At 61.2% G+C, this 25,591-nt stretch carries 27 protein-coding genes; 15 read left to right on the top strand and 12 right to left on the bottom strand.

The window, feature by feature from the left end:
* Nucleotides 1–6: 6 nt before the first annotated feature.
* Both dprA and SA496_RS26045 read right to left on the bottom strand, forming a co-directional pair.
* A complete protein-coding gene (dprA, locus tag SA496_RS26050) occupies nucleotides 7–1,101 on the bottom strand; it encodes a DNA-processing protein DprA (RefSeq protein ID WP_280359827.1) in 1,095 nt (364 codons plus the stop codon).
* 84 nt (nucleotides 1,102–1,185) lie between these two features.
* A complete protein-coding gene (locus SA496_RS26045; RefSeq protein ID WP_330114696.1) occupies nucleotides 1,186–2,211 on the bottom strand; it encodes a LysM peptidoglycan-binding domain-containing protein in 1,026 nt (341 codons plus the stop codon).
* Nucleotides 2,212–2,352: 141 nt separating this feature from the next.
* Here SA496_RS26045 and def point away from each other — a divergent pair, with 141 nt between their 5' ends.
* The 6 genes from def to SA496_RS26015 all read left to right on the top strand — a co-directional run bounded on the left by def (nucleotide 2,353) and on the right by SA496_RS26015 (nucleotide 7,964).
* Nucleotides 2,353–2,859 carry a peptide deformylase gene (gene def, locus SA496_RS26040; protein WP_120653814.1) on the top strand — a complete coding sequence of 169 codons (507 nt, stop codon included), beginning with the start codon at nucleotides 2,353–2,355 and terminating at the stop codon, nucleotides 2,857–2,859.
* Nucleotides 2,860–2,913: 54 nt separating this feature from the next.
* The gene (fmt, locus tag SA496_RS26035) at nucleotides 2,914–3,861 is read left to right on the top strand and encodes a methionyl-tRNA formyltransferase (RefSeq protein WP_120653815.1); all 948 of its coding nucleotides are present in this window, start codon (nucleotides 2,914–2,916) and stop codon (nucleotides 3,859–3,861) included.
* Entirely contained in the window at nucleotides 3,858–5,168 is a 1,311-nt protein-coding gene (gene rsmB, locus SA496_RS26030; RefSeq protein ID WP_120653816.1) for a 16S rRNA (cytosine(967)-C(5))-methyltransferase RsmB, read from the top strand. Before fmt ends, rsmB begins: the two co-directional genes overlap by 4 nt.
* Before the next feature lie 11 nt (nucleotides 5,169–5,179).
* Nucleotides 5,180–6,553: a Trk system potassium transporter TrkA gene (gene trkA, locus SA496_RS26025; RefSeq protein WP_120653817.1), complete on the top strand. Its 1,374-nt coding sequence runs from the start codon at nucleotides 5,180–5,182 to the stop codon at nucleotides 6,551–6,553.
* Between the two features lie 155 nt (nucleotides 6,554–6,708).
* Nucleotides 6,709–7,032 carry a tetratricopeptide repeat protein gene (locus tag SA496_RS26020; RefSeq protein ID WP_120653818.1) on the top strand — a complete coding sequence of 108 codons (324 nt, stop codon included), beginning with the start codon at nucleotides 6,709–6,711 and terminating at the stop codon, nucleotides 7,030–7,032.
* 185 nt (nucleotides 7,033–7,217) lie between these two features.
* Nucleotides 7,218–7,964, top strand: a complete 747-nt coding sequence (locus SA496_RS26015; RefSeq protein WP_120653819.1) for an SDR family NAD(P)-dependent oxidoreductase — start codon at nucleotides 7,218–7,220, stop codon at nucleotides 7,962–7,964.
* A 41-nt stretch (nucleotides 7,965–8,005) separates the two neighbouring features.
* Here SA496_RS26015 and SA496_RS26010 read toward each other — a convergent pair whose 3' ends face one another.
* A complete protein-coding gene (locus tag SA496_RS26010; RefSeq protein WP_153919310.1) occupies nucleotides 8,006–8,725 on the bottom strand; it encodes a cysteine hydrolase in 720 nt (239 codons plus the stop codon).
* A 149-nt stretch (nucleotides 8,726–8,874) separates the two neighbouring features.
* Between SA496_RS26010 and SA496_RS26005 the strand changes: the two genes are divergently transcribed.
* Nucleotides 8,875–9,750, top strand: coding sequence for an AraC family transcriptional regulator (locus SA496_RS26005; RefSeq protein WP_330114695.1), 876 nt, complete (start codon nucleotides 8,875–8,877; stop codon nucleotides 9,748–9,750).
* Here SA496_RS26005 and SA496_RS26000 read toward each other — a convergent pair whose 3' ends face one another.
* The 3 genes from SA496_RS26000 to SA496_RS25990 all read right to left on the bottom strand — a co-directional run bounded on the left by SA496_RS26000 (nucleotide 9,751) and on the right by SA496_RS25990 (nucleotide 11,625).
* On the bottom strand, nucleotides 9,751–10,014 hold the full coding sequence (locus SA496_RS26000; protein ID WP_120653822.1) for a PilZ domain-containing protein: 264 nt from the start codon (nucleotides 10,012–10,014) through the stop codon (nucleotides 9,751–9,753). It lies immediately after the preceding gene.
* 123 nt (nucleotides 10,015–10,137) lie between these two features.
* A complete protein-coding gene (locus SA496_RS25995) occupies nucleotides 10,138–11,025 on the bottom strand; it encodes a lysophospholipid acyltransferase (RefSeq protein WP_120653823.1) in 888 nt (295 codons plus the stop codon).
* A gap of 48 nt (nucleotides 11,026–11,073) precedes the next feature.
* A complete protein-coding gene (locus SA496_RS25990) occupies nucleotides 11,074–11,625 on the bottom strand; it encodes a DNA-3-methyladenine glycosylase I (protein WP_330114694.1) in 552 nt (183 codons plus the stop codon).
* A gap of 82 nt (nucleotides 11,626–11,707) precedes the next feature.
* Here SA496_RS25990 and glyQ point away from each other — a divergent pair, with 82 nt between their 5' ends.
* Genes glyQ through SA496_RS25970 form a run of 4 tightly spaced genes read left to right on the top strand, consistent with a single transcriptional unit; the run spans nucleotide 11,708 to nucleotide 16,064 of the window.
* Nucleotides 11,708–12,655, top strand: coding sequence for a glycine--tRNA ligase subunit alpha (gene glyQ, locus SA496_RS25985; protein ID WP_120653825.1), 948 nt, complete (start codon nucleotides 11,708–11,710; stop codon nucleotides 12,653–12,655).
* Nucleotides 12,652–14,697 carry a glycine--tRNA ligase subunit beta gene (gene glyS, locus SA496_RS25980; RefSeq protein ID WP_120653826.1) on the top strand — a complete coding sequence of 682 codons (2,046 nt, stop codon included), beginning with the start codon at nucleotides 12,652–12,654 and terminating at the stop codon, nucleotides 14,695–14,697. The genes glyQ and glyS overlap by 4 nt, the downstream gene beginning before the upstream one ends.
* A 60-nt stretch (nucleotides 14,698–14,757) precedes the next feature.
* Nucleotides 14,758–15,294, top strand: coding sequence for a D-glycero-beta-D-manno-heptose 1,7-bisphosphate 7-phosphatase (gene gmhB / locus SA496_RS25975; protein WP_174235589.1), 537 nt, complete (start codon nucleotides 14,758–14,760; stop codon nucleotides 15,292–15,294).
* A gap of 14 nt (nucleotides 15,295–15,308) precedes the next feature.
* Nucleotides 15,309–16,064 carry a lysophospholipid acyltransferase family protein gene (locus SA496_RS25970; protein WP_120653828.1) on the top strand — a complete coding sequence of 252 codons (756 nt, stop codon included), beginning with the start codon at nucleotides 15,309–15,311 and terminating at the stop codon, nucleotides 16,062–16,064.
* 143 nt (nucleotides 16,065–16,207) lie between these two features.
* On the opposite strand, the gene SA496_RS25965 is transcribed toward SA496_RS25970, so the two are convergent.
* The 6 genes from SA496_RS25965 to dnaA form a co-directional block, all read right to left on the bottom strand.
* The gene (locus SA496_RS25965) at nucleotides 16,208–16,402 is read right to left on the bottom strand and encodes a hypothetical protein (RefSeq protein WP_153919298.1); all 195 of its coding nucleotides are present in this window, start codon (nucleotides 16,400–16,402) and stop codon (nucleotides 16,208–16,210) included.
* A gap of 755 nt (nucleotides 16,403–17,157) precedes the next feature.
* Nucleotides 17,158–18,111 carry a hypothetical protein gene (locus SA496_RS25960; protein WP_330114693.1) on the bottom strand — a complete coding sequence of 318 codons (954 nt, stop codon included), beginning with the start codon at nucleotides 18,109–18,111 and terminating at the stop codon, nucleotides 17,158–17,160.
* Between the two features lie 37 nt (nucleotides 18,112–18,148).
* Nucleotides 18,149–20,569: a DNA topoisomerase (ATP-hydrolyzing) subunit B gene (gene gyrB, locus SA496_RS25955; protein ID WP_120653830.1), complete on the bottom strand. Its 2,421-nt coding sequence runs from the start codon at nucleotides 20,567–20,569 to the stop codon at nucleotides 18,149–18,151.
* Complete coding sequence (gene recF / locus SA496_RS25950; RefSeq protein ID WP_120653831.1) at nucleotides 20,566–21,672, bottom strand: DNA replication/repair protein RecF; 1,107 nt, start codon at nucleotides 21,670–21,672, stop codon at nucleotides 20,566–20,568. The genes gyrB and recF overlap by 4 nt, the downstream gene beginning before the upstream one ends.
* Nucleotides 21,673–21,679: 7 nt before the next feature.
* Nucleotides 21,680–22,783 (bottom strand): DNA polymerase III subunit beta, encoded by a 1,104-nt coding sequence (dnaN, locus tag SA496_RS25945; protein ID WP_330114692.1) that lies wholly within the window; start codon nucleotides 22,781–22,783, stop codon nucleotides 21,680–21,682.
* 29 nt (nucleotides 22,784–22,812) lie between these two features.
* A complete protein-coding gene (gene dnaA, locus SA496_RS25940) occupies nucleotides 22,813–24,276 on the bottom strand; it encodes a chromosomal replication initiator protein DnaA (RefSeq protein WP_330114691.1) in 1,464 nt (487 codons plus the stop codon).
* 77 nt (nucleotides 24,277–24,353) lie between these two features.
* Between dnaA and SA496_RS25935 the strand changes: the two genes are divergently transcribed.
* From SA496_RS25935 to yidD, 4 genes are all read left to right on the top strand, one after another.
* A complete protein-coding gene (locus tag SA496_RS25935) occupies nucleotides 24,354–24,665 on the top strand; it encodes a hypothetical protein (RefSeq protein ID WP_330114690.1) in 312 nt (103 codons plus the stop codon).
* A gap of 135 nt (nucleotides 24,666–24,800) precedes the next feature.
* Complete coding sequence (gene rpmH / locus SA496_RS25930; protein WP_003290924.1) at nucleotides 24,801–24,935, top strand: 50S ribosomal protein L34; 135 nt, start codon at nucleotides 24,801–24,803, stop codon at nucleotides 24,933–24,935.
* Nucleotides 24,936–24,948: 13 nt separating this feature from the next.
* Complete coding sequence (gene rnpA, locus SA496_RS25925; RefSeq protein WP_120653834.1) at nucleotides 24,949–25,353, top strand: ribonuclease P protein component; 405 nt, start codon at nucleotides 24,949–24,951, stop codon at nucleotides 25,351–25,353.
* Nucleotides 25,346–25,591: a membrane protein insertion efficiency factor YidD gene (yidD, locus tag SA496_RS25920; protein ID WP_120653835.1), complete on the top strand. Its 246-nt coding sequence runs from the start codon at nucleotides 25,346–25,348 to the stop codon at nucleotides 25,589–25,591. Before rnpA ends, yidD begins: the two co-directional genes overlap by 8 nt.

Genomic DNA, 25,591 nt, shown 5'->3' with positions numbered 1-25,591 from the left:
CAGGGCTCAACCTTGGCGATGCACCCAGCAACCGGCCTCACGGGCTACGTGCCCCTGCAGCTCCAGGTCGGTGAGTTCGGCGAGCAGGCGAGGCAGCTCCCAGCCGCTGATCGCGGCAAGCCCTTCGCTGCTGTAAGGCGCTGCGCGCAGCAGGTCGAGCAATGGATGGGCCTCTGTCGCCAGGACTTCGGTCCCGGCAGCGGAAGCCACGGCCTGCCAGCCACGTAGCGCTTCGAGAATGTCTTCCACCTTCTCCACCAGTGCCGCGCCTTCGCGGATCAACTGGTGACAGCCGCGCGCGCCGGGGTGGTGGATGGAGCCGGGGATGGCGTAGACCTCGCGCCCCTGCTCGGCGGCCAGCCGCGCAGTGATCAGCGATCCACTGGAGGGGCTGGCTTCCACCACCAGGACACCAAGTGACAAGCCGCTGATGATGCGATTGCGCCGGGGAAAGTTGGATGGCTGGGGTGGGCAGTCCAGCGGCAGCTCGGATACCAGCGCGCCGCCTTCTTCGACGATGCGCGTTGCCAGGCCACGATGGCGATTGGGATAGATGCGCTCCAGCCCGGTGCCAAGCACCGCGACAGTCTTGCCGGCGACATCCAGCGCGCCCTGGTGGGCGGCGCCGTCGATGCCAAGGGCCAGCCCGCTGGTGATGACGAAGCCTCCTCCCGCCAGGCTGCGGGCGAATGCCCGGGCAGTATCCAGGCCCGCCGCAGAGGCACGACGACTGCCGACCATAGCCAGTTGCGGGCGCTCCAGAAGCGATGCGTCACCGGCGACATACAGCAGTGGTGGAGCGTTGCCGATTTCGGCGAGCAGAGCAGGGTAGCCAGGGTCGTCCCAACAAAGCAGTTGTCGGCCGGGGTGTTCCTGCCAGGCCAGGGCACGGGCCGCTGCATCACGGATTTCCGGACTGCGCCGACACTCCGCGCTAGCCTCCGGCAGGCGCAGGGATCGCCAGGCAGAGGCCGGGGCACTGAGTGCCGCCGAGGCGGAGCCGAAGGCTTCGAGCAGACGACGGAAACGGGAAGGGCCCAGTTCGGGAAGGTGGTGCAGGCGCAGGCGAGCTTCCAGCTCGGCGGGGGAGATTGATGACACGTCGATCGGTCCTTGATCGCGCCGCTGATGCGGCAGAACGGCCATCAATACAACAAGCCCCCGCAGGGCGGGGGCTTGGAGGTGTTACGGGTTGTGTACCTTGTCCAGCACCGCCAGCTGGCGGGTGGCGGCCAGTACCAGGCCGTAGCTGAGCTTGTCGTATGTGCGGAACACCATCAGCAGTCCTGCACGCTCGTCAGGGATCTTGATGAACTCGTCGGTGACGCGGTCGCGCACCGTCTCGCCGGTCTTGTAGACAGCCAGCACGTTGCCTTCCACCAGGCCGTCACGCTTGCCCTTGTTGATGGTCACCACATCGAACTGGCCGATCTGGGTCACGCCGCGCGGTACATCGAGGATCACGCCGCTGATGTCGCGCTCTGGTGCGCTGGGCATGAAAGTGGAGTTGATAGCGCGTTCCTCGGTGGGGAACAGACGATCGCCCAGACGGACTTCCTGGGTGGAGCGGGTCAGCTCCAGAGTGCCGATGTCGCCTTCGTCCGCCACCATCTCGCCGCCGCCGATGTCGTCGGCATTGATACCGAGGAACTCCTTGGTTTCCGGGTCCACATAGGTCTTGCCCTGGCGGAAGATGCCGTAGACCGGTTGCTCGTGGGAGAAGTTGCCACGGGCATAGACGCGGTCACCGGCGCCACTCACCACGCGCTCGGCATTGCCGGCGACGATGTAGGGTGCGGCCTGGAACTGCTCGGGATCGTCGACGATGCGGTTGGTCAGCAGGAAGGCGTTGATCGCTTCCAGCGGAATCGCCGGAATGGCTTCGGCCATCGGCGTGCTGCGCACCTGCGGCGACAGCTTGATGGTGCCGCGGGACGCGCCACGATTCAGCATGAGGCGCGGCTGACCATCGACGTAGACAAGGCTGAGCACGTCGCCGGGATAGATCAGGTGCGGATTCTCGATCTGCGGGTTGGCATGCCAGATCTCCGGCCACTTCCACGGCTGGCGCAGGAACTTGCCGGAGATATCCCAGAGCGTGTCGCCCTCGACGACGGTATAGCGCTCCGGATGCCCGTCCTTGAGTTCCACCGCAGCCTGGGTCAGGCCACTGGCGGCCAGGAGCAGCAGGGCGAGTAGTGATTTCCTCATGCGGTGAATCCCTTTATTATGTCCGTTCACATGAAACGCCCTGAGAGCCGCCCCAACCGGGCTCTTCAGCCGTTTTTCGATGCTGCTCACCATCTTAGCAGCGGATTTTCAACATATTCCACAAGTGCATCACAAACGCATATGGCGATTCTGAACATTCTCGAATTCCCCGATCCGCGGTTGCGCACCATCGCCAAACCGGTGGATGTGGTCGACGACTCCATCCGCCAGTTGATCGACAACATGTTCGAAACCATGTATGCCGCCCCCGGTATCGGCCTGGCCGCGACCCAGGTGAACGTCCACAAGCGCGTGGTGGTGATGGACCTGTCGGAAGACCAGTCCGAGCCTCGGGTCTTCATCAACCCCGAGTTCGAGTCCCTGACCGACCAGATGGACCAGTATCAGGAAGGCTGCCTCTCGGTGCCTGGCTTCTACGAGAACGTCGATCGCCCGCAGAAGGTCAAGATCAAGGCGCTGGACCGCGATGGCCAGCCTTATGAGCTGATCGCCGAAGGCCTGCTCGCCGTGTGCATCCAGCACGAATGCGACCACCTCAACGGCAAGCTCTTCGTCGACTATCTGTCGTCGCTCAAGCGTGATCGCATCAAGAAGAAGCTGGAAAAGCAACATCGCCAGCAGGCTTGATTCCCTCGATTCCAAAGGCTTGCTCCGGCAAGCCTTTTTCGTTAGCGAGTACCCATGACCGAGTCACTGCGCCTCGTCTTCGCCGGCACCCCCGAGTTCGCCGCCGAGCACCTCAAAGCCCTGCTGGGCTCCCGCCACCAGGTCATCGCCGTCTACACCCAACCGGACCGTCCGGCCGGACGCGGCCAGAAGCTGATGCCCAGTCCGGTCAAGCAACTGGCTGTCCAGCACGGCATCCCGGTGCTACAGCCGCCGACCCTGCGCGACCCCGCTGCCCAGGATGAACTCAAGGCCCTCGGCGCTGACCTGATGGTGGTGGTGGCCTACGGTCTGATCCTGCCGCAGGTGGTGCTCGATACGCCGCGACTGGGTTGTATCAATAGCCACGCCTCGCTGCTGCCGCGCTGGCGCGGCGCCGCGCCGATCCAGCGTGCGGTGCAGGCGGGTGACGCAGAAAGTGGCGTTACCGTGATGCAGATGGAAGCCGGCCTCGACACCGGCCCGATGCTGCTCAAGGTCACCACGCCGATCTCGGCCTCCGACACCGGCGGCAGCCTGCACGATCGCCTCGCTCAGCTCGGCCCGAACGCAGTCGTCGAAGCCATCGAAGGCCTGGCTGCCGGAACCCTGAAAGGTGAAGTCCAGGACGATGCGCTGGCCAATTACGCGCACAAACTGAACAAGGACGAGGCGCGCCTCGACTGGAGCCGCCCGGCTGTCGAACTGGAGCGTCTGGTGCGTGCCTTCAATCCCTGGCCCATCTGCCACACAACCCTCGATGGCGAACCGCTGAAGGTGCTGGCTGCCGAGCCGGGCGAAGGCAATAGCCAGCAGCCCGGGCAGATCCTCGCCGCCTCCAGGGACGGCCTCACCGTAGCCTGTGGCGACGGCGCCCTGCGCCTGACGCGTCTGCAACTACCTGGCGGCAAGCCGCTGAACTTCACCGACCTCTTCAATAGCCGCCGCGAGCAGTTCGCCGTGGGCAAGGTGCTCGGCGCATGAATCCGCGTCTCGCCGCCGCCCGCGCACTGGCCGCGGTACTTTCCGGCAAGGCTTCCCTGGGCGGCAGCCTGCCGCCGCAGCTGGACAAGGTCGACCCTCGCGATCGCGCCCTGGCCCAGGACCTGGCCTTCGGTGCTGCCCGCTGGCAACCGCGCCTCGCCGCCCTGGCCGAACGCCTGCTGCAGAAGCCTTTCAAGTCCGCCGACAAGGATGTGGAAGCCCTGCTTCTGGTCGGCCTCTACCAGCTCTTCTACACCCGCATCCCCGCCCATGCCGCCATCGGCGAAACCGTCGGCTGCTCGGACAAGCTGAAGAAGCCTTGGGCCAAGGGCCTGCTCAATGCCGTACTGCGTAACGCCCAACGCCAGGGCGAGACGATCCTCGCCGAACTGGAGCGCGACCCGGCGGCACGTACTGCCCACCCACGCTGGCTGCAGAAGGCGCTCAAGGCGGCTTGGCCGGAGCACTGGGAAGCCGTCTGCGCGGCGAACAATGCCCATCCGCCGTTGATCCTGCGGGTCAATCGCCGGCATGGCAGTCGCGACGACTATCTGACCGAGTTGCAGCAAGCCGGCATCGCCGCCGAGCCCTGCACCTTCAGCCGTGACGGCATCCGCCTTGTCGAAGCCTGCGACGTGAAGACCTTGCCGGGCTTCGTCGAAGGTCGCGTCAGCGTGCAGGACGAAGCCGCACAACTGGCCGCCGATCTGCTGGAACTGGCGCCCGGGCAGCGCGTGCTCGACGCCTGCTGCGCGCCCGGCGGCAAGACTTGCCACGTCCTCGAGGCCGAACCCGGCCTCTCCGAAGTGGTGGCAGTCGACCTGGAAGAGAGTCGCCTGGTGCGCGTGCGCGAGAACCTCGCACGACTCGGCCTGGCTGCCAGACTGATCGCCGCCGACGGCCGCAATACCGCCGACTGGTGGGACGGCAAGCCGTTCCAGCGCATCCTGCTGGATGCACCCTGCTCGGCTACCGGCGTGATCCGTCGTCACCCGGACATCAAGCTGACCCGCAAGGAAGAAGACATCGCGGCGCTGGCCCAGCTTCAAGGCGAGCTGCTGGACGCCCTCTGGCCGACCCTGGAAGTCGGCGGCGTGCTGCTGTATGCGACCTGCTCTACGCTCCCACGGGAAAACAGCGACAACATCGCCGCCTTCCTCGCCCGCACTCCTGGCGCCCGCGAGCTGGACATCCCCGGACCGTTCGGATTGAAACAACCCCATGGCCGCCAATTGCTGGCGCAGGAAGACGGCCACGACGGTTTCTACTATGCCAAGCTGATCAAAATCGCCGCTTCAGCGCGATAAGGGAACTAGCAGTGAAGATCATCATTCTCGGCGCGGGGCAGGTCGGTGGCACCTTGGCAGAACACTTGTCGGGCGAGGCCAATGACATCACGGTGGTGGACACCGACGGCGACCGCCTGCGCGACCTCGGCGACCGTCTCGACATCCGCACCGTCCAGGGCCGCGGCTCATTCCCAACCGTGCTCCGCCAGGCCGGCGCCGATGACGCCGACATGCTGGTAGCGGTGACCAACAGCGACGAAGTGAACATGGTCGCCTGCCAGGTCGCCTACACGCTGTTCCACACACCTACCAAGATCGCCCGGGTGCGCGAAGCGGCCTACCTCACTCGGGCTGGCCTGTTCGATAACGAAGCCATCCCGGTGGACGTTCTGATCAGCCCGGAACAGGTGGTGACCAACTACATCAAGCGACTGATCGAGTATCCCGGCGCGCTGCAGGTGATCGACTTCGCCGAGGGCAAGGCCCAGTTGGTAGGCGTCAAGGCCTACTACGGCGGCCCGCTGGTGGGCCAGGAGCTGCGCCAGATCCGCGAGCACATGCCCAACGTGGATACTCGCGTTGCCGCCATCTTCCGCCGCAACCGGCCGATCCTGCCCAAGGGCGATACCGTGATCGAGGCCGACGACGAAGTCTTCTTCATCGCCGCCAAGGCCCACATCCGCGCCGTGATGAGTGAGCTGCGCCGCCTTGAAGACAGCTACAAGCGCGTGGTCATCGCCGGCGGCGGCCACATCGGTGAACGCCTTGCCGAGGCCATCGAAAGCCGGTACCAGGTGAAAATCATCGAGATGAACCCGACGCGCTGCCGCCATCTGTCCGAGGTCCTCGACAGCACAATCGTGCTCCAGGGCAGTGCCTCCGACCGCGACCTGCTGGTAGAAGAAAACATCAACGACGCCGACATCTTCCTCGCCCTGACCAACGACGACGAGGCCAACATCATGTCCTCGCTGCTGGCCAAGCGCCTGGGTGCACGCAAGGTAATGACCATCATCAACAATCCGGCGTATGTGGACCTGGTGCAAGGCGGCGACATCGACATCGCCATCAGCCCGCAGCTGGCCACCATCGGTACGCTGCTGACCCACGTGCGCCGTGGCGACATCGTCAGCGTGCACTCCCTGCGCCGCGGCGCGGCGGAGGCCATCGAGGCCATCGCCCACGGCGACGCCAAGTCGAGCAAGGTGGTCGGCAAGATGATCGAGGACATCGCCCTGCCGCCCGGTACCACCATCGGCGCCATCATCCGTGACGAGGAAGTGCTGATCGCCCACGACGACACGATTATCGAGTCCGGCGACCATGTGATCCTGTTCCTCGTGGACAAGAAATACATCCGCGACGCCGAGCGTCTGTTCCAGGTGGGCCTGACCTTCTTCTAATAGCCCGTCTACGATCAGCTGCGCGTCGCGCCCTGCAGCATTGGAAGCAGGTTCGGATTGCTCAGTTACAGCCTCTAAACTCCGCGTCCTCGCCTGCTTCTGCCTTGCATGGCCCTAGCTCGCAGGATCGTAAACAGCCTCAAGGGGAACGCACCATGCTCGAAGGACTGGAAAAGATGCTGGCCAAGGGCGTGGACAACGCCCTGCTGCGCTTCGGCCTGGGCAAGGGTTACCTCGACCAGGGCGACGCGGCCAAGGCCGCCCTGCACCTGCGTCGGTGCGTGGAGCAGGACCCGAAGTACTCGGCTGCCTGGAAGCTGTTGGGCAAGGCGCTGGAGGCCCAGGGCGACTTCAGCGCCGCTCGCGAGGCCTGGACCCAGGGTCTTGAGGCCGCCAACGCCCATGGCGACAAACAGGCAGAGAAGGAAATGACCGTGTTCATCAAACGCCTGGACAAGCGCGGCGGCTCGCCAGCCTGATCGCTTGCACAGAGTCAAAATGACTCGAATGTATGTCAAAGTGACTCCAGCAGATGAAGTCATTATGACAACAAAACATCCTAAGCTATTGATTAATAAAGCCTGAATATCTGGCCCGCTTTTTGTTTTCCTGGCTTGCGTCGTGGCCCTGCCACGTCGACCTCTTACAGGAACAGGAACGAGCCATGTCACAACACGAATTCGAGAATCGCCTTGCCGTCGTCACCGGTGCCAGCTCCGGTATCGGCCTTGCCGTTGTAGAGCGCCTGCTGGAGCGAGACGCGCGGGTCCTGGCGATGAGCCGTCGGCCGGGTGAGCTCCAGGCGCTGCAAGCGCGCTTCGGCGAGCGGCTGTACTGGCAAGCCGGTGATGTTACCCAGGCCGGTGACCTGACCGCGCTGGCGCAGACGGCACGGGACCTGGGTCCCGTCCACTACCTGGTACCCAATGCCGGGATCGCCCGCCTCGCCGACGGCCTGGATGCCTCCGCATTCGACCAGCAATGGGCAATCAACGGCGCCGGCGCGATCGAAACTCTGGCAGCGCTGAACGATGAGTTAGCGACGCCTTCCTCGGTAGTATTCATCGGCACCTTTCTTTCGCGGGTGAGCTTTCCCGGCCTCGCTGCCTACATCGCCTCGAAAGCCGCACTGAAAGCACATGTGCGTACCCTTGCAGTGGAACTCGCACCCCGTGGCGTGCGCCTGAACATGGTTTCCCCCGGCCCGACCGCCACGCCCATCTGGTCCAGCCTGGGCCTGGGAAACGACGAGCTCGCGGCAGTGGCCGAAAGCGTCAGCCAACGCTTGCTCGGAGGTCGCTTCCTCGAACCGGGCACCGTGGCCGACACCATTCTCTTCCTCCTCTCGCAGGCCGCGCGCGGTCTTCATGGCCAGGACCTGGTAGTGGATAGCGGCTATACCTTGCGCTGAATGCAGATGGCCCCGTCCGCGGAGTCGACGGGGCCAACGATTCATTCCCCACGCAAGTAGTCCAGGGTCTGCTCGGTGCTCCACAGCGCATTGGCGATGTAGCGGTAATTGATCAGTGCGGCGAGGTAGCCATCGCCTTCCGGTGTCGTCGGGCCCGCGGTGGCATCTCGCACCACCGCCACCTCGAAGCCCAGCTCCAGCAACTCGCGCAAATGGGACTCAACACAGAGGTTGGCAGCCATGCCGGCGAGGATGATCTGCGACACGCCGTGCTTGCGCAGCTGCAAGGCCAGGTCATTGGTCTCCGGGCCGTAGACCTTGTGGGGCGAAGCAATGATGGTTTTGCCATCGAGGATGTAGGGCTTGTACTCGGGCAGGAAGTCCGCGCCCGAGTTCTCGAAGCCTTCCAGACTCAATGGCCCTTTGCGGTCGAACATGCCGATGCTGTGCATGACCTTCTCCAGCGGCCCACCGAAGTGCCAGTGGTGATCGCAGGGGTAGTAATAGTGCGGCGACACGGCAACGGTGATACCGGCCTCCTTGGCAGCGGCAAACAATTGACCGATATGCCTGACCGTATCGTGCTCGGTGATGCTCTTGCCGAATACGCTCCAGCTCACCCCCTCGGGGCTGAGGAAGTCGATCTGCGGGTCGATTACCACAAGCGCGGCGCGCGTCAGGTCCAGGCGCATACCGGGATCGGGCAGCGCCGGTTCAGCTGGATCGCGGTAGGTCGTGAGGCGGGATGGTTCATGGCTCATGTCGATGGACTCCTGCGAGACGGGATGAAATCACTGAATGCCGTGGCAGCCGCGCCCGGGGCTGTCTACCATCGGCGTGATTGCATCCTATGGCCGCGCCTTCCGCGGCTTTTGCCAGGCCGTACAGGATCTTTGCCAGGTTGTCCCCAATGGATGTCCTTTCAGAATTCTTCGAGCGCACCAGTCTCCAGGGGCGGCTGTTTTTCGCCGGTCGCGTGGACGGTGCGCTGGTCCTCGACAAGCCCCCGGGGATGGCATTCATCCACCTGGTGGAGCACGGCGGCATCGACATGGTTCAGCCGGGTCTGCCGAAGGTATCGATCCGCGAACCCAGCGTGCTGTTCTGTCCCAGCAGCTGCCGTTATCAGTTGCGCTCCAGCTCTATCGAGGGCGCAAAGCTGATCTGTGCATCCTTCCAGTTCAACCGTGGCCTGGCCCAGCCGTTTCCACTCGGATTGGACGAAACCCTGGTGTTTCCGCTGGATGCGCTCGGCCATGCATTGCCGGTGATCCACTCCCTGGTCGGCGAGTTTGAGGGCGAGGAACCCGGCAGGGCCAAGGCGCTCAACCTGCTGTTCGAGTACCTGTTCGTGCTGCTGGTACGTCGGGCGGTAGAGGACGGCCGGATTTCCGGTGGTCTGCTCTACGCACTGCAGGATGGTCGTCTTGGGACCGTACTCAGCCAGATCCACCGCGAACCGGAAACGGACTGGAGCGTGGAGCGCATGGCGAGCCTGGCGCTGATGTCCCGTTCGAAATTCTCCGCCTGCTTCAATCGGATCATGGGGACACCACCCATGGCCTATCTCACCGCCTGGCGCATGAAGACCGCACAGGACCTGCTTCGCGAAGGGGTTCAGATCAAGGTGGTGGCCGCCTCGGTGGGCTACAGCTCGCAGGCGTCGTTTTCGCGTACCTTTGCGAACCTGGTGGGCTGCCCTCCAGCGGAGTGGATCAGGAAGGCTGCGAGAGGCGAAGTGGAAGTGACCGCACTGGTCTGCCCTACCGCCCCGCCCGAATCCTGATCAAGACTCTACGAAACGCAGGCCGGCGCCTTCGGCGTCTATCCGCATCACTTCCATTTCCAGGATGGGCGCCTCGATCGGTAGATCCTGGACCTGGCCGCGGACGATGCTGCCGACCGGCAGGACTGCCAGATCGGGATGACGAACATAGACGCCGCCATCGGACAGGTCGCGGGTCTGGGCGATCAGGTCGCCGAAGCTGGGGTGACTGATCTTGATCCTGCACTTCATCGGAGTTCGGGGAAATTGCCGCTGGTTCGCCATGGGATCGCATCATCCTGAGCTATTTGCAGCGCTCGTTAATACGGCTTATCGCGACTCGATACAACCCTCTCGCCTCAGAGAAATACCTGCCCATGAAAAAGGCGCCTCTCGGCGCCTTTTTCGTCAGTACCACTTCTTCTCGCCCTCGGGGCGTTTCTTGAAGCGCTTCATGCTCCACATGTACTGGGTCGGGTAGGCCCGCACATACTTCTCGACCACCTGGCTCATGGCGGCAACGCCTTCTTCGACGTTCTCGCTGTACATGCCTTCGGGTGCGGCTTCGAGGATCACCTTGAAACCCGAACCATCCGGCAGGCGCAGGGCATGCAGGAACACGCCGCGTGCCTTGCCACCGGCCAGCATGCCGGGGACGAATTTGCTGGTCAGTGCCTGGGTGCCAAGGAAGGGCACGAAGACCCCGGCCGAGAGGCTCGGCTCCGGGTCGGCGGGAATGCCCACGGAGCCGCCCTTGCGCACCTCCTTGATGACGCTGAGGATGCCTTCCTTGGTGGAAGGCGCCACGCGGTTACCCAACTGCACACGCTGCTTCTGCAGCAGCTCGTCCACCGCTTTCAGCTTCGGCGGGCGGTAGAAGATGATCGGTTTGCACTGGGCGCAGTAGAAGTGGTTCAGCACTTCCCAATTGCCCAGGTGGCTGGTGATGCCTACCACGCCCTTGCCACTGGCCAGGGCCTCGTGCAGCACGTCCAGGCCTTCCACTTCGCGGATCAGTCCGATGGATTTCTCCGCCGGCCAGATCCAGGCGCAGGCGCTTTCGGTGAAAGTCCTGCCGATGTCCATCAGGCTCTGGCCAACGCGCTGATCCAGCTCCGTCGGCGACCACTCGGGGAAACACTTGGACAGGTTGATCCGCACCACGTCGCGGGAACGGTTCGGCAGCTTCCACATCAGCCAGCCAATGGTCGCGCCAACCGCTTGCACGGCGCGCCAGGGCAACATCGCAAAGAGGCGCAGGAAGCCGACAATCAGCGCACCTTTCAACTTATCCACAGGCAACTCCAGGACGTTCGAAAGCGCGCATTCTACCCTCGCACCGGATCACAGGGTCAGCTCGCGATAACGGTCGCAGTCGGTGGTGTGATCCATGACCATGCCGGCGGCCTGCATGAAGGCGTAGCAGATGGTCGGGCCAACGAAGGTGAAGCCGGCTTTCTTCAGTGCCTTGCTCATGGCCTCGGCCTCGGGGGTGACGGCTGGAACCTGGCCGCGTCCGCTGAAGTGGTTGACCTTCGGTTTGCCGGCGACGAACGACCAGAGCAGCTTCACCGGGTCTTCCTGGCGCAGCCAGGCCTGGGCGTTTTGCCGCGCGGCCTTGAGCTTTAGGAGGTTGCGGATGATGCCCGGGTCCTGCATCAGCTTCTCGATCTCCTCGTCACTCATCACCGCCAGGCGCTTGGGGTCGAAACCGAACAGGACCTCGCGATAGCGCTCGCGTTTCTTCAGCACGGTGATCCAGGACAGACCGGCCTGGAAGCCTTCCAGCAAGAGCAGTTCGAAGAGCGCCGCGGGGTCCTTGAGCGGAACGCCCCATTCGGTGTCGTGGTAGGCGATGTAGAGGGGGTCGTCATTGCACCAGAAGCAGCGTGGCATAAGGCTTTCCATGCGGTTGCGGCGGGGTCGGATCGGGTATACTCCGGCATTTTCCGTCGAAGACCCAGCACAGGTGAAATTCGTGAGCCAGACTACGCCCGCCGTGCGCACCTTCCAAGACCTGATCCTCGCCCTGCAGCAGTACTGGGCCGAGCAGGGCTGCGTGGTGCTCCAGCCCTACGACATGGAAGTGGGCGCCGGTACTTTCCACACCGCCACCTTCCTCCGCGCCATTGGTCCGGAGACCTGGAACGCCGCCTATGTGCAGCCGTCCCGCCGTCCGACCGACGGCCGCTACGGCGAGAACCCGAACCGCCTGCAGCACTACTACCAATTCCAGGTGGTCCTCAAGCCCAATCCTGAGAACTTCCAGGAGCTGTACCTCGGCTCGCTGAAGGCCATCGGCATCGACCCGCTCGTGCATGACATCCGCTTCGTCGAAGACAACTGGGAATCGCCGACGCTCGGCGCCTGGGGCCTGGGCTGGGAAATCTGGCTGAACGGCATGGAAGTCACCCAGTTCACTTACTTCCAGCAAGTCGGTGGCATCGAGTGCTACCCGGTCACCGGTGAGATCACCTACGGCCTGGAGCGCCTGGCGATGTACATCCAGGGCGTCGATTCGGTGTACGACCTGGTCTGGGCCGACGGCCCGTTCGGCAGGGTCACCTACGGCGATGTGTTCCACCAGAACGAGGTGGAGCAATCGACCTACAACTTCGAGCACGCCAACGTCGAGAAGCTGTTCGAACTCTTCGACTTCTATGAGAGCGAGGCCAACCGCCTGATCGAGCTGCAGCTGCCGCTGCCGACCTACGAGATGGTCCTCAAGGCTTCCCACACCTTCAACCTGCTGGACGCCCGCCGCGCCATCTCGGTGACCGAGCGCCAGCGCTACATTCTGCGCGTGCGCACCCTGGCCCGCGCCGTGGCGCAAAGCTACCTGCAAGCGCGCGCGCGTCTCGGCTTCCCCATGGCCACTCCCGAACTGCGTGACGAAGTACTGGCCAAGCTGGAGGCTCAAGAATGAGTGCACAAGATTTCCTGGTAGAACTGGGCACCGAAGAGCTGCCTCCCAAGGCCCTGAAATCCCTGGGTGACGCCTTCCTCGCCGGCATCGAGCAAGGCCTGAAGACCGCTGGCCTGGGCTATGCCAAGGCTCAGGTATTTGCAGCCCCGCGTCGCCTGGCCGTGCTGGTGGAACAACTGGCCACCCAGCAACCTGATCGCAGCGTCAATCTCGACGGCCCGCCGATCCAGGCTGCCTTCGACGCCGAAGGCAAACCGACCCAGGCCGCGCTGGGCTTTGCCCGCAAATGCGGTGTCGACCTGGAGCAGATCGACAAGAGCGGGCCGAAGCTGAAGTTCAGCCAATCCATTCCCGGTCAGCCTGCAGCGGGCTTGCTGCCCGGCATCGTCGAAACCTCCCTCGCCGCCCTGCCGATTCCGAAACGCATGCGCTGGGCCGCTCGCCGCGAAGAGTTCGTCCGCCCGACCCAGTGGCTGGTCATGCTGTTCGGCGAAGAAGTGGTGGACTGCGTGATCCTCACCCAGAAAGCCGGACGTGAGTCCCGCGGCCATCGTTTCCACAATCCGGACAACATCCGTATCAGCAAGCCTTCCACCTACCTGGAAGACCTGCGCAGTGCCCACGTGCTGGCCGACTTCGCCGAACGTCGTGAGATCATTGCCAGCCGCGTGGCCGAGCTGGCGGCCGAGCAGAAGGGCACTGCCGTGGTTCCCGCCGATCTGCTGGATGAAGTGACCGCGCTGGTCGAGTGGCCGGTGCCGCTGGTGTGTTCCTTCGAAGAACGCTTCCTCGCCGTGCCCCAAGAGGCCCTGATCTCCACCATGCAGGACAACCAGAAGTACTTCTGCCTGCTGGATTCCAACGGCAAGCTGCTGCCGCGCTTCATCACCGTGGCCAACGTAGTCAGCAAGGACCCGGCCCAGATCATCTCCGGTAACGAGAAGGTCGTTCGTCCGCGCCTCACCGACGCCGAGTTCTTCTTCAAGCAGGACAAGAAGCAGAAGCTGGAAGGCTTCAACGAGCGCCTGAAGAACGTGGTGTTCCAGGCCCAGCTCGGTACCGTATTCGAGAAGGCCGAGCGCGTATCCCGCCTGGCTGGTTTCGTGGCCGAGCAGATCGACGCCGATCCGATCCGCGCGGCGCGCGCCGGTATCCTCTCCAAGTGCGACCTTGCCACTGAAATGGTCGGTGAGTTCCCGGAAATGCAGGGTATCGCCGGCTACTACTACGCGATCAACGATGGTGAGCCGGAAGACGTTGCCCAGGCGCTGAACGAGCAGTACATGCCGCGTGGCGCTGGCGCCGAACTGCCGCAGACCCTCACCGGCGCGGCCGTGGCCGTGGCCGACAAGCTGGATACCCTTGTGGGCATCTTCGGCATCGGCATGCTCCCCACCGGCAGCAAGGATCCCTTCGCCCTGCGTCGTCAGGCCCTGGGGGTGCTGCGCATCCTGATCGAGAAGCAACTGAACCTCGATCTCGCTGCAGCCGTTGCCTTCGCCGTCGAGCTTTACGGCTCGAAGGTGAAGGCCGAAGGCCTTGCCGAGCAAGTGCTGGAGTTCATCTTCGACCGTCTGCGTGCCCGCTACGAGGACGAGGGTGTGGACGTCGCCGTCTACCTGTCGGTGCGCGCCCTGCAGCCGTCCTCGGCGCTGGACTTCGACCAGCGCGTGCAGGCCGTACAGGCCTTCCGCAAGCTGCCGGAAGCTGCTGCCCTTGCCGCTGCCAACAAACGCGTGTCCAACCTGCTGAGCAAGGCTGAAGGTAGCGTTCCGGGCAGCGTCGACAGCGCCCTGCTTCAGGAAGCTGCCGAGCAGGCCCTGGCCAAGGCCGTGGCCGACGCCGAACAGGCGCTGGCGAACGCCGGTAGCTATCGCGAGACCCTGGAGCGCCTGGCTAGCCTGCGCGAGCCGGTGGACAGCTTCTTCGAAGCGGTACTGGTCAACGCCGAAGACGCCGCCGTGCGCAGCAACCGCTACGCACTGCTGGCCAAGCTGCGCGGCCTGTTCCTGGGCGTGGCTGACATTTCGGTACTGGGCTAAGCGATAACGCGAGCCTGACCCGAAGCGGTGCGCTTCCCGTCAGGCTCAGCGTTTCAGGCGTTGTTCATGAAACTACTGATTCTCGACCGCGACGGAGTCATCAACCAAGACTCCGACGAGTACATCAAATCGCTCGAGGAATGGATCCCCATTCCAAGCGCGATAACCGCCATCGCTCGACTCAGCAAGGCCGGCTGGACGGTTGCCGTGGCCACCAACCAATCCGGCATCGCCCGGGGCTACTACGACCTCGCCACGCTGGACTCCATGCATGCCCGTCTGCGCGAGCTGGTAGCGGAGCAGGGCGGCGAGCTCGGTGTGATCCAGTATTGCCCGCACGGTCCTGACGAAGGCTGCAATTGCCGCAAACCGCAGCCCGGTATGCTCAAGCGCATCGCCGAGCACTATGGCGTGGACCTTGCTGGCACCTGGTTCGTCGGCGACAGCAGTGGTGACCTGGAAGCCGCGCTGGCCGTCGATTGTCAGCCCGTTCTGGTAAAGACCGGAAAAGGCGAACGGACCCTGGCCAAGCAACTGCCAGCGGGAACCCTGGTATTCGACGATCTGGCGGCAGTCGCCACACATCTACTTCAGTAAGGTCAACAGCTCCCATGACGACAGTGCAGGCCATCAGAACTTTCTTCTTCTACCTGCTGCTGTCGCTGAGCGCCTTCATCTGGGGCACGTTGAGCCTCTTTTTCGCGCCCTTCATGCCGTTTCGGGCACGCTACCGCTTCATTGTCTGGCGTTGGTGCCGATTCGCCGTCTGGCTGGCGAAGGTGATGGTAGGCATCCGCTATGAAGTGAAGGGCCAGGAAAACGTGCCGGCGCAGCCCTGCGTGATCCTCGCCAAGCACCAGAGCACCTGGGAGACCTTCTTCCTTTCTGGCGCTTTCGAGCCCCTCAGCCAGGTCGTCAAACGTGAGCTCCTGCGAGTGCCCTTCTTTGGCTGGGCCATGGCGCTGATGAAACCTATCGCCATCGACCGCAGCAACCCCAAGGCAGCGCTCAAGCAGCTCGCTGCGCAAGGCGACGAGCGTCTCAAGCAGGGTGCCTGGGTACTGATTTTCCCGGAGGGTACTCGCGTTCCGGTCGGGCAAATGGGCAAGTTTTCCCGAGGTGGTACGGCATTAGCGGTCAACGCCGGCCTGCCGGTTCTTCCTGTGGCGCACAACGCCGGGCACTACTGGCCTAAGGCAGGATGGGCCAAGCATCCGGGGACCATCCAGGTCGTCATGGGTCCGGTCATGTATGCAGAAGGTGAGGGACCCAGGGCCATCGCCGAACTGAACGAGCGAGCATTTGCCTGGGTGGAAGCTGCTCAGCGCGAGATCGAAGGTCCGCAGACTATAGCGACGGTCGAGTAATCGGCCTGATCTGTGGATAAGCTGTGAACAAAAATTTGGCGAATTCCCGATTTCATAGCGCAAGGCCCTGATTTACAAGGCCTTGCGTTTTACAATTAAGCTTAGCGAGAAAGTGCATAACGCTTTTTCGTTACTCTCCCACATCATCCCTTCAGGTACCGGGAATCCAGGGCATTGAAGCACTGGATGATCCGTTCGCGCGCAACACACGGGAAGTTCTTTTCGGTCAGGACCACCAGAACCCCTGGCTTCACCCTGCCTGAGCGCAGCTGTCGCATCATGTAGGCGCTGATCTCTTCATCGGTGATGCTCGGTGCTTCGCCTTTACCCTCATCCATCCTACCGCTCCTGTATGTGGCCTCCAGGGGCCTCTGCAAGCGCTTCCAGACTACGCCCTCCCTTCACATGTGCGAACACCTTCCTACAAGGGAGAACGAGCGAGAACGCTTGATACAGGCGGAGGACGAGCTACGGAGAGGAAGAGAAATTGCGGAAGCCGGAAAGCACTGAGGGGAGCCGAAGCTCCCCTCAAATGTTTATTTCATTATTGTTGTTGTTCTTATCAGATATTCGTTGTTGTTCTTCGCTCCTGGCTACTAACGCAGCCAGAAATGGCTGGTCCCAACATGGACCGAGGGCAAACGGATTTTTTTGGACGCTGATCATGTCATCGTCATTGCTGAACCAACCAGAGCGCCGCTACCTCAAGGTAGTTTTATTGTTCTTTTGCTCTAGTCACCGGGTATGGAACGACACACCCTGTCCAAAAAAATCGGTTTGCTTCTTCTCTGTGCTGTTGTTTTTGTTCTGTCAGAGTCGAAAACTTTCTTTTTGAAGCTTTTTATTGTTGTTGTCTCATATAGAAAGCATGCCTCGTGCCAACTTTTTAAAACACCATATAAATCAATGCTTTATAGAAAATAGTCATTGTTTATCAGCCATTCTTTGCGCAAAACTGTTCCCATACGACCCGTCCGGGTACTCGGTAGACGGGACATAGGTAACACTCCTGGCGCAAGTTCCAGCGCATAGTGTTACCCGCTGTTTCTGCACCGTAACCCATTGCTGGGAAAAGAAAAAAGCTCTGCGATGGTCAATGCGAAGCTGCCGCCAGCAAGGTACGGAGCCACTTCATCGGTGCCTCTTTATCCCTCACGTCGACTACAAATTCCTGGCCCCTGTACGCACTGCTTAGTCGGTAGATGTCGCCAGCACTTTCCCATCGATCCGGTCTCCGGTGATAACTGAGCCCAGGACTTTCCTCGCTCGGCGCGAAGAAAGCCGGCAGTTGCCATTGGGTCTGCATCCTCGAACCTGGAGCGGTCAGAACCAGGCGGTCATCCAGGACAGGAAATGTTCCTGCTCCCGAAACTGTCGCACCATCCAGACTAAGAAGATCGGCTGCCAGATAGAGCGTGTTTCCTGGGTCGCGCCCATAAGCAAAGTGCGGGTGATAACGTGCCCAGGGCAATGCTTCTCGCGGCAACTCATCGACCTTGAGGATCTCGCCGACCCGCAACCATCCCCAGATTATCTGGCGTGGTGTCTGACCAGGATCGAAGCGCCACACACCTTTCACCTTGTAGACGGCACGAAAGGAACCGAAGAAAAGGAAAAGGTCACCAGCTGCCACTCCTTCGTTTCGCAAATGCCCCTGTGCACTACCGCTTTGGCCCAGCATGGGCTTCCAGCCATCCACACGCGGCAAGGCGTCCAAGCGTAGGTCAGGATCGAGGTGGGCACCCTTGTGGTCCCAGGAATGCCCGACTCCCAGTTGGCCGATCAGGTCTCCGAGGTTGATACCTTCGTAAGCAATATCGCCATATCGAACAGGCGAAAGTTCATCCGGGATGGGAAGCGAACAGAGCCTCCCATCCGGCAGGATCGGGCTTGGAAAGCCGCCCGCGGAAGAGTCGAAGCCCTTTCGACTCAAGATGATGCGCATCGTCTCATTCCCCAAACGGGTGCCTGGAAGTATCGCGTGCAAATAGAGGATTTCAACGGCTGCGATGACCGGATCGAGGCTCCAAAACAAAAGCCCCGGCATCAGGCCGGGGCTTTTGAGGTGGGCTTCGTTCCGCTCGTCAGACGTCGAGGTTGGACACCGCCAGGGCGTTGCTCTCGATGAAGTCACGACGCGGTTCCACTGCATCGCCCATCAGGGTATTGAAGATCTGATCCGCGGCAATCGCGTCTTCGATGGTGACCTTGAGCATACGACGGACGTTCGGGTCCATAGTGGTTTCCCACAGTTGCTCCGGGTTCATCTCACCCAGTCCCTTATAGCGCTGGATGGTGTGACGCTTTGTGCTTTCGGTCATCAGCCAGGCAAGGGCGTCCTTGAAGGTAGAAACTGGTTTCTTGCGCTCGCCGCGCTGGACGAATGCACCTTCTTCCAGCAAGTTGTTGAGCTGGTTGCCCAGATCGGTCACCTGGCGATAGTCGTTGCTCGCAAAGAAATCACGGTTGAAGGTGATGTAGTGGGAGAGGCCATGGGCGGTCTGTTCCACTTCCGGCAGCCACAGATGACGTTCACGATCTTCGCGCAGGCTAGCGGTGTAGGTCAGACCGGACTTTTCAGCGACCTTCAGGCGCGCCTGGAATGCATCCAACCACGACTGCATCGCCGCTTGATCAGAGAGCTGCTCAACGCTGACGCGTGGCAGATAGATCATGTGCTCGGTCAGCTCCTGCGGGTACAGGCGCGACAGACGCTTCAGGGTGCGCATTATATTGCGGTACTCGTTCACCAGACGTTCGAGTGCTTCACCGGAAAGTCCCGGTGCATTCTCATTGACGTGCAGGCTGGCGTCTTCCAGGGCGGATTGGGTCATGTATTCGTCCATGGCCTCGTCGTCCTTGATGTACTGCTCCTGCTTGCCCTTCTTGACCTTGTAGAGCGGCGGCTGCGCAATGTAGATGTAGCCACGCTCGACCAGCTCCGGCATTTGCCGGAAGAAGAATGTCAGCAGCAGAGTACGGATGTGCGAACCGTCGACGTCGGCGTCGGTCATGATGATGATGTTGTGGTAGCGCAGCTTGTCGATGTTGTATTCCTCGCGGCCGATCCCGCACCCCAATGCGGTGATCAGGGTGCCGACTTCCTGCGAGGACAGCATCTTGTCGAAACGTGCCTTTTCCACGTTGAGGATCTTGCCCTTGAGCGGCAGGATCGCCTGGGTCTTGCGGTTACGGCCCTGCTTGGCCGAGCCACCCGCGGAGTCACCCTCCACGATGTAGAGTTCGGAAAGGGCAGGGTCCTTTTCCTGACAGTCGGCCAGTTTTCCTGGCAGACCCGCGATGTCCAGAGCACCTTTGCGGCGGGTCATCTCACGAGCCTTGCGTGCGGCTTCACGGGCACGCGCGGCGTCGATCATCTTTCCGACCACGGCCTTGGCTTCGTTCGGGTTCTCCAGCAGGAAGTCAGCAAAGTGCTTGCCCATTTCCTGTTCCACCGCAGTCTTCACCTCGGAGGAGACCAGTTTGTCCTTGGTCTGGGAGCTGAACTTGGGATCCGGCACTTTCACCGAGATGATGGCGGTCAGGCCCTCACGAGCGTCGTCGCCGGTGGTGGCGATCTTGAACTTCTTCGCCAGTCCTTCCTGCTCGATGTAGTTGTTCAGGTGACGGGTGAGGGCAGAGCGGAAGCCTGCCAGGTGAGTACCGCCGTCACGCTGGGGAATGTTGTTGGTGAAGCAGAGGATGTTCTCGTTGAAGCTGTCGTTCCACTGCAGGGCGACTTCGACGCCGACGCCGTCTTCCTCGCGCTGGATATTGAAGTGGAATACTTCATTGACAATGGTCTTGTTGGTGTTCAGGTACTCGACGAAGGCCTTCAGACCGCCTTCATATTTGAACATTTCTTCTTTGCCGCTGCGCTCGTCACGCAGCACGATGCCAACGCCGGAGTTCAGGAAGGACAGTTCGCGGATACGCTTGGCCAGGATGTCCCAGCTGAAGTGAATGTTGGTGAAAGTCTCGGCAGAGGCCTTGAAGTGCACCTCGGTACCCGTGCCCTCGGTTTCACCGACGGGGCGCAGCGGGAACTGCGGTACACCGTGATGGTAGATCTGTTCCCAAACCTGGCCAGCGCGGCGAATGGTCAAGCGCAGCTCTTCGGAGAGGGCGTTCACAACAGATACACCCACGCCGTGCAGACCGCCGGAAACCTTGTAGGTGTTGTCGTCGAACTTACCGCCGGCGTGCAGCACGGTCATGATGACCTCTGCAGCAGAAACCCCTTCTTCCTTATGGATATCCACAGGGATACCACGCCCGTTGTCGCGAACGGTAATGGACTCATCGGTGTGGATGGTAATGCTGATTTCCGAGCAGAAGCCGGCAAGGGCTTCATCGATCGAGTTGTCGACGACTTCGAACACCATGTGGTGCAGACCTGTCCCATCATCGGTGTCGCCGATGTACATACCGGGGCGTTTGCGTACGGCATCCAGCCCCTTCAGCACTTTGATGCTGGAAGAGTCGTACGTGTTGTTCTCGCTCATGCTTCACTCCCGATGATCGTAGGGCTGATACAGCCATGTTCCACGTGGAACATGGCGACCGGCGTATCCGTGCGCCAGCCGTCCCTCAGAAATTCATGGTCAACGCAGGTGATGAACACCTGGCAATCCAAATCTTCCAACAATCGGCAAAGTGATTGCCGATGCTGCTCGTCCAACTCTGACGGTAAGTCGTCAACTAGGTAGATGCACTGTCCGCGCTTTGCCTGATTGACCAGATGGCCCTGCGCTATTCGCAGTGCGCAAACAACCAGCTTCTGCTGACCGCGCGACAGAATGTCTGACGCGCTGTGTGCACCTGAACGCAATCGCAAGTCGGCGCGTTGCGGTCCTGCCTGGGTATGCCCCATCTGCTGATCGCGAAAGAGGGAAGTGCTCAGCACTTCGGACAGTTCCCGATCTTTGTCCCAGCCGCGGTAGTAACTGAGCGTCAGACTGTCGAGTTCCACAAGCTCAGCAAGAATCCGTTCAAAAACGGGCTTCAATGCCTGGATGTAGGCCCTTCGATACTGGTCGATTTCATCACTGGCCAGGCACAATTCACGGTCCCAAGCCGCTTGCGAAGCGGCGTCCAGTGTACCATGCCGGAGCCACGAGTTCCGCTGCCGCAGGGCCTTCTGAAGTCGTTGCCACGCAGACATGAATCGAGGTTCCACGTGGAACACTCCCCAGTCGAGGAACTGTCGACGGATCTTGGGAGCGCCCTCCAACAGCCGAAAACTATCTGGATTGATCAGCTGCAACGGTAGTGCTTCAGCAAGCTGGGCGGCGCTCCTGGCGTTCTGCCCATCGATACGAATCTGAAACTCACCCTGCCGATCACGCGAAATGCCAAGACTGGCCAGCCCACCCTCGCCAAGACTGACCTGACCGAACACGGTGCATGCTGGCTGCTCATACTGGATGACGGGCTGCAGCCGAGTACTACGAAACGAGCGCGCGAGCCCAAGGAGGTGGATGGCTTCCAGCAGACTGGTTTTTCCGCTGCCGTTGGCGCCGTAAAGAATATTGATGCGGGGGGAGGGGGAGAGGGTCACCGGGTGCAGATTACGCACACCGGTGACCGAGATACGGCTAAGGGACATTGAGTCGTTACAGACGCATCGGCATTACGACGTAGGAGGATTCATCGTTGTCGGCTTCCTGTACCAGGGCGCTACTATTGGCATCCGAGAGAATCAGGCGAACCTGCTCGGTAGACATGACACCCAGAACATCCAGGAGGTAACTGACGTTGAAACCAATTTCCAGATTGCTGCCGCCGTACTCCACGGCAACCTCTTCCTCGGCTTCTTCCTGCTCCGGGTTGTTGGCCTGAATCTTCAGCAGCCCAGCAGCCAGGGTCAGACGAATACCACGATACTTCTCGTTGGAAAGGATCGCAGTACGACTGAAGGCTTCGCGCAGCGCCTGGCGATCGCCAACGACCAGCTTGTCACCACCGCGCGGCAGTACGCGTTCGTAATCCGGGAACTTGCCGTCGACCAACTTGGAGGTGAAGGTGAACTCACCGGTAGTGGCGCGAATATGATGCTGACCAAGGACGATGCGAACCTCGCCATCCTGTTCGGTTAGCAGACGCGCCAGCTCCAGGATGCCCTTGCGCGGCACAATCACCTGATGGCGTTCGACACCCTCGATCCCCGCGTTCATCGCGCACATGGCCAGACGGTGACCGTCGGTAGCGACAGCACGCAGAACACCGGCATTCACTTCCAACAACATGCCGTTCAGGTAGTAGCGTACATCCTGCTGCGCCATGGCAAAGCTGGTGCGCTCGATCAGACGACGCAGCTTGCCCTGCACAAGGCTGAAGTTCAGCGAGCCAGGACCTTCTTCCACGGTAGGGAAATCGTTCGCCGGCAGTGTGGACAGCGTGAAGCGACTGCGACCCGCCTTGATCAACAGTTTCTGCTCATCGACGCGAATATCGATCAGCGCATCGCTCGGCAGGCTTTTGCAGATATCCATCAGCTTGCGTGCCGGTACGGTGATTTCACCTGGCTCAGCCGGTTCCTCCAGGGCAACGCGCCCAACCAGCTCGACCTCGAGGTCTGTGCCGGTCAACGACAGCTGCTGGCCTTCGACTACCAGCAGTACGTTGGAGAGGACCGGCAAGGTCTGGCGGCGCTCGACGACGCCGGCGACCAGTTGCAGGGGTTTCAACAGGGCTTCGCGTTGAATTGTGAAATGCATGGTCTAGTCCCTTGCCTCTTGGGCTGCGGTCAGGTGGTCAATGTACGCAGCAGATTCTTGTAATCCTCGCGGATATCCGCGTCGGATTCCCTTAATTGCGCAATCTTACGACAGGCATGAAGCACCGTGGTGTGGTCTCTTCCGCCGAATGCGTCGCCGATTTCCGGCAGGCTGTGATTAGTCAATTCCTTGGAGAGTGCCATGGCAACCTGACGCGGCCGAGCCACCGAGCGCGAACGGCGCTTGGAGAGCATGTCGGACATCTTGATCTTGTAGTACTCGACTACGGTGCGCTGGATGTTGTCGATGCTGACCAGCTTGTCCTGAAGGGCCAGCAGGTCCTTGAGCGACTCGCGGATCAGTTCGATGGTGATGTCACGTCCCATGAAGTGGGCATGCGCGATCACACGCTTCAACGCCCCCTCCAGCTCACGCACATTGGAACGGATGCGCTGCGCGATGAAGAATGCGGCGTCATGCGGCAGATCGACCTTGGCCTGCTCGGCCTTCTTCATCAGGATCGCCACCCGCGTTTCCAGCTCTGGCGGCTCGACGGCGACAGTCAATCCCCAACCAAAGCGCGACTTGAGACGCTCTTCCAGCCCCTCGATTTCCTTGGGATATCGATCGCTGGTGAGAATCACCTGTTGTCCGCCCTCCAGCAATGCGTTGAAGGTGTGGAAAAACTCCTCCTGCGAACGCTCTTTGCGGGCAAAGAACTGGATGTCGTCGATCAGTAGCGCGTCCACCGAACGGTAGAAGCGTTTGAATTCGTTGATCGCATTCAGCTGCAGCGCCTTCACCATATCCGCCACGAAGCGCTCGGAATGCAGGTAAACCACCTTGGCATTCGGATTCTTCTTCAGCAGGTGGTTACCCACAGCGTGCATCAAGTGCGTCTTACCGAGGCCGACACCGCCATAGAGGAACAGGGGGTTGTAGCCGTGCTTCGGGTTGTCCGCGACCTGCCAGGCAGCGGCACGAGCCAACTGGTTCGACTTACCCTCGACGAAGTTTTCGAAGGTGAAGGTACGGTTCAGGTAGCTGGTGTGCTTAAGCGCACCTTCAACCTGTACGGAACGTTCGGTGCGAATCGCTGGCGCGGGCACAACCGAAGCCAACGGATCGAAATTGTCGCGGGATTCTTCCACAGTCTCGATACGCATCTGCGGTGGCGCCACAGGAGCGGGGGGCGGCGGAGCCATGACCGGCGGCGGAGGCGGAGGGGCCTTCCGGGGAGCCGGGCTGCGTTTGCTGCCTATTAATAAGGAAAGGGCAGGCGCCAGACCGTTGCCTCGTTCGCCGAGCAACTCGAGAAGCCGGCCCATGTACTTTTCATTGACCCAATCGAGCACGAACCGGTTCGGCGCGTAGACGCGCAGTTCGTCTCCATCGGCTTCAACCTGTAACGGGCGGATCCAGGTGTTGAATTGCTGGGCAGGCAGCTCATCGCGCAGGAGTTCCACGCACTGCTGCCAAAGTTCCACTGACACGGATATCCCCCAAGTCGGAAAAGTGCCGGACGCAAAAAACAGCCGTCATTGTAGCGACCGCCCGAGGAGTTATCCACATGAAAGAGGGCGAATGGTTGAATAAAATCAAGATGTTATTCACCAGCCGAAATTGCCATCCGCTTGGCATGAATCTTGTGGATAACCATGGTTTAACCCGGCTTCTGAGTCTGGGGAAAACTCGTTGCACAACCACCCTGTGGGTAAAAGGTCATTCGATCCCCAGCTTCTACACGACAACCACACAGCCAGGACACGTCTTTTCGACAAGGTTGTTAGCCTGCTCATCAACAGGCAGAATGGGCCGTCCGCAAGGTTTTCCACAGGAAAGCCGCTCTACAGTTTCTAAAAACACAACCAAGCTTTCTTAATTCTTCCTTCCTTCTATATTCTTTTGCTCGACGGTACTGGTTGGAAATTGACCTGCACGCAGCGTTTCACTAGAATTGCCGGTCTCTTTAAACGGGGGCCACTTCCGGCCCGTAGTGACCACCAGGTAAAGCATCATGAAACGCACTTTCCAACCCAGCACCATCAAGCGCGCTCGCACCCACGGTTTCCGTGCCCGCATGGCCACCAAGAACGGCCGCCAAGTCCTGTCGCGTCGTCGCGCCAAGGGCCGCAAGCGCCTGACCGTCTGATTATCCGGAACGGGTGGTGAGTCAGGGCTTCGGTCGGGAAAAGCGTCTGCTGGTTCCCCGACAATTCAAGGCAGTCTTCGACTCACCCACCGGGAAGGTTCCCGGCAAGCACGTCCTGCTCCTCGCGCGTGATAACGGTCTTGATCATCCCCGTTTGGGTCTGGTGATCGGTAAGAAGAGCGTAAAGCTCTCCGTTGAGCGCAATCGCCTGAAACGCCAGATACGCGAATCCTTCCGTCACAACCTCGAGTTGTTGGTCGGCTGGGACATCGTGATCGTGGCGCGTAAAGGCATTGGCGAACTGGAGAATCCTGAGCTGAGACATCAGTTCGGCAAACTCTGGAAGCGCCTGGCGCGCAGCCGGACTCGCCCTGAACCATCGACCGGATCAGGGGTGTCCGACAGTCCCCATGCGTAAACTGGCCCTCGCTCCGATCCAGTTCTACCGCTACGCCATCAGCCCGCTGATGGCCAATCACTGTCGTTTCTATCCCAGTTGTTCCTGCTACGCGCAGGAGGCCATCGAACAGCATGGCGTCCTGCGTGGCGGCTGGCTGACCCTGCGTCGGCTGGGCCGCTGTCATCCGTGGAATCCGGGCGGCTATGACCCGGTGCCACCCGCCAACACATCCCAATCCTCTTCGATGGCCGAGTAA

Origin of the sequence: Pseudomonas sp. JS3066, assembly GCF_036328175.1 — a bacterium.
In the GTDB taxonomy this organism is placed as follows: domain Bacteria; phylum Pseudomonadota; class Gammaproteobacteria; order Pseudomonadales; family Pseudomonadaceae; genus Metapseudomonas.
Note: the sequence above shows the minus strand (reverse complement) of the source record. Positions and strands in the feature narration are given on the sequence as shown.

Bases quoted from the DNA above. Each gene is read 5' to 3' on its own strand.
- SA496_RS26000 (WP_120653822.1), bottom strand. From the start codon at position 10,014: ATGGCGAACCAGCGGCAATTTCCCCGAACTCCGATGAAGTGCAGGATC.
- recF (WP_120653831.1), bottom strand. From the start codon at position 21,672: ATGTCCCTTAGCCGTATCTCGGTCACCGGTGTGCGTAATCTGCACCCG.
- SA496_RS26045 (WP_330114696.1), bottom strand. From the start codon at position 2,211: ATGAGGAAATCACTACTCGCCCTGCTGCTCCTGGCCGCCAGTGGCCTG.
- SA496_RS25965 (WP_153919298.1), bottom strand. From the start codon at position 16,402: ATGGATGAGGGTAAAGGCGAAGCACCGAGCATCACCGATGAAGAGATC.
- rsmB (WP_120653816.1), top strand. From the start codon at position 3,858: ATGAATCCGCGTCTCGCCGCCGCCCGCGCACTGGCCGCGGTACTTTCC.
- SA496_RS25970 (WP_120653828.1), top strand. From the start codon at position 15,309: ATGACGACAGTGCAGGCCATCAGAACTTTCTTCTTCTACCTGCTGCTG.
- glyS (WP_120653826.1), top strand. From the start codon at position 12,652: ATGAGTGCACAAGATTTCCTGGTAGAACTGGGCACCGAAGAGCTGCCT.
- def (WP_120653814.1), top strand. From the start codon at position 2,353: ATGGCGATTCTGAACATTCTCGAATTCCCCGATCCGCGGTTGCGCACC.
- yidD (WP_120653835.1), top strand. From the start codon at position 25,346: ATGCGTAAACTGGCCCTCGCTCCGATCCAGTTCTACCGCTACGCCATC.
- SA496_RS26005 (WP_330114695.1), top strand. From the start codon at position 8,875: ATGGATGTCCTTTCAGAATTCTTCGAGCGCACCAGTCTCCAGGGGCGG.
- SA496_RS26010 (WP_153919310.1), bottom strand. From the start codon at position 8,725: ATGAGCCATGAACCATCCCGCCTCACGACCTACCGCGATCCAGCTGAA.
- gyrB (WP_120653830.1), bottom strand. From the start codon at position 20,569: ATGAGCGAGAACAACACGTACGACTCTTCCAGCATCAAAGTGCTGAAG.
- dnaN (WP_330114692.1), bottom strand. From the start codon at position 22,783: ATGCATTTCACAATTCAACGCGAAGCCCTGTTGAAACCCCTGCAACTG.
- rpmH (WP_003290924.1), top strand. From the start codon at position 24,801: ATGAAACGCACTTTCCAACCCAGCACCATCAAGCGCGCTCGCACCCAC.
- SA496_RS26020 (WP_120653818.1), top strand. From the start codon at position 6,709: ATGCTCGAAGGACTGGAAAAGATGCTGGCCAAGGGCGTGGACAACGCC.
- SA496_RS26015 (WP_120653819.1), top strand. From the start codon at position 7,218: ATGTCACAACACGAATTCGAGAATCGCCTTGCCGTCGTCACCGGTGCC.
- SA496_RS25990 (WP_330114694.1), bottom strand. From the start codon at position 11,625: ATGCCACGCTGCTTCTGGTGCAATGACGACCCCCTCTACATCGCCTAC.
- SA496_RS25935 (WP_330114690.1), top strand. From the start codon at position 24,354: ATGAAAGAGGGCGAATGGTTGAATAAAATCAAGATGTTATTCACCAGC.
- SA496_RS25960 (WP_330114693.1), bottom strand. From the start codon at position 18,111: ATGCCGGGGCTTTTGTTTTGGAGCCTCGATCCGGTCATCGCAGCCGTT.
- fmt (WP_120653815.1), top strand. From the start codon at position 2,914: ATGACCGAGTCACTGCGCCTCGTCTTCGCCGGCACCCCCGAGTTCGCC.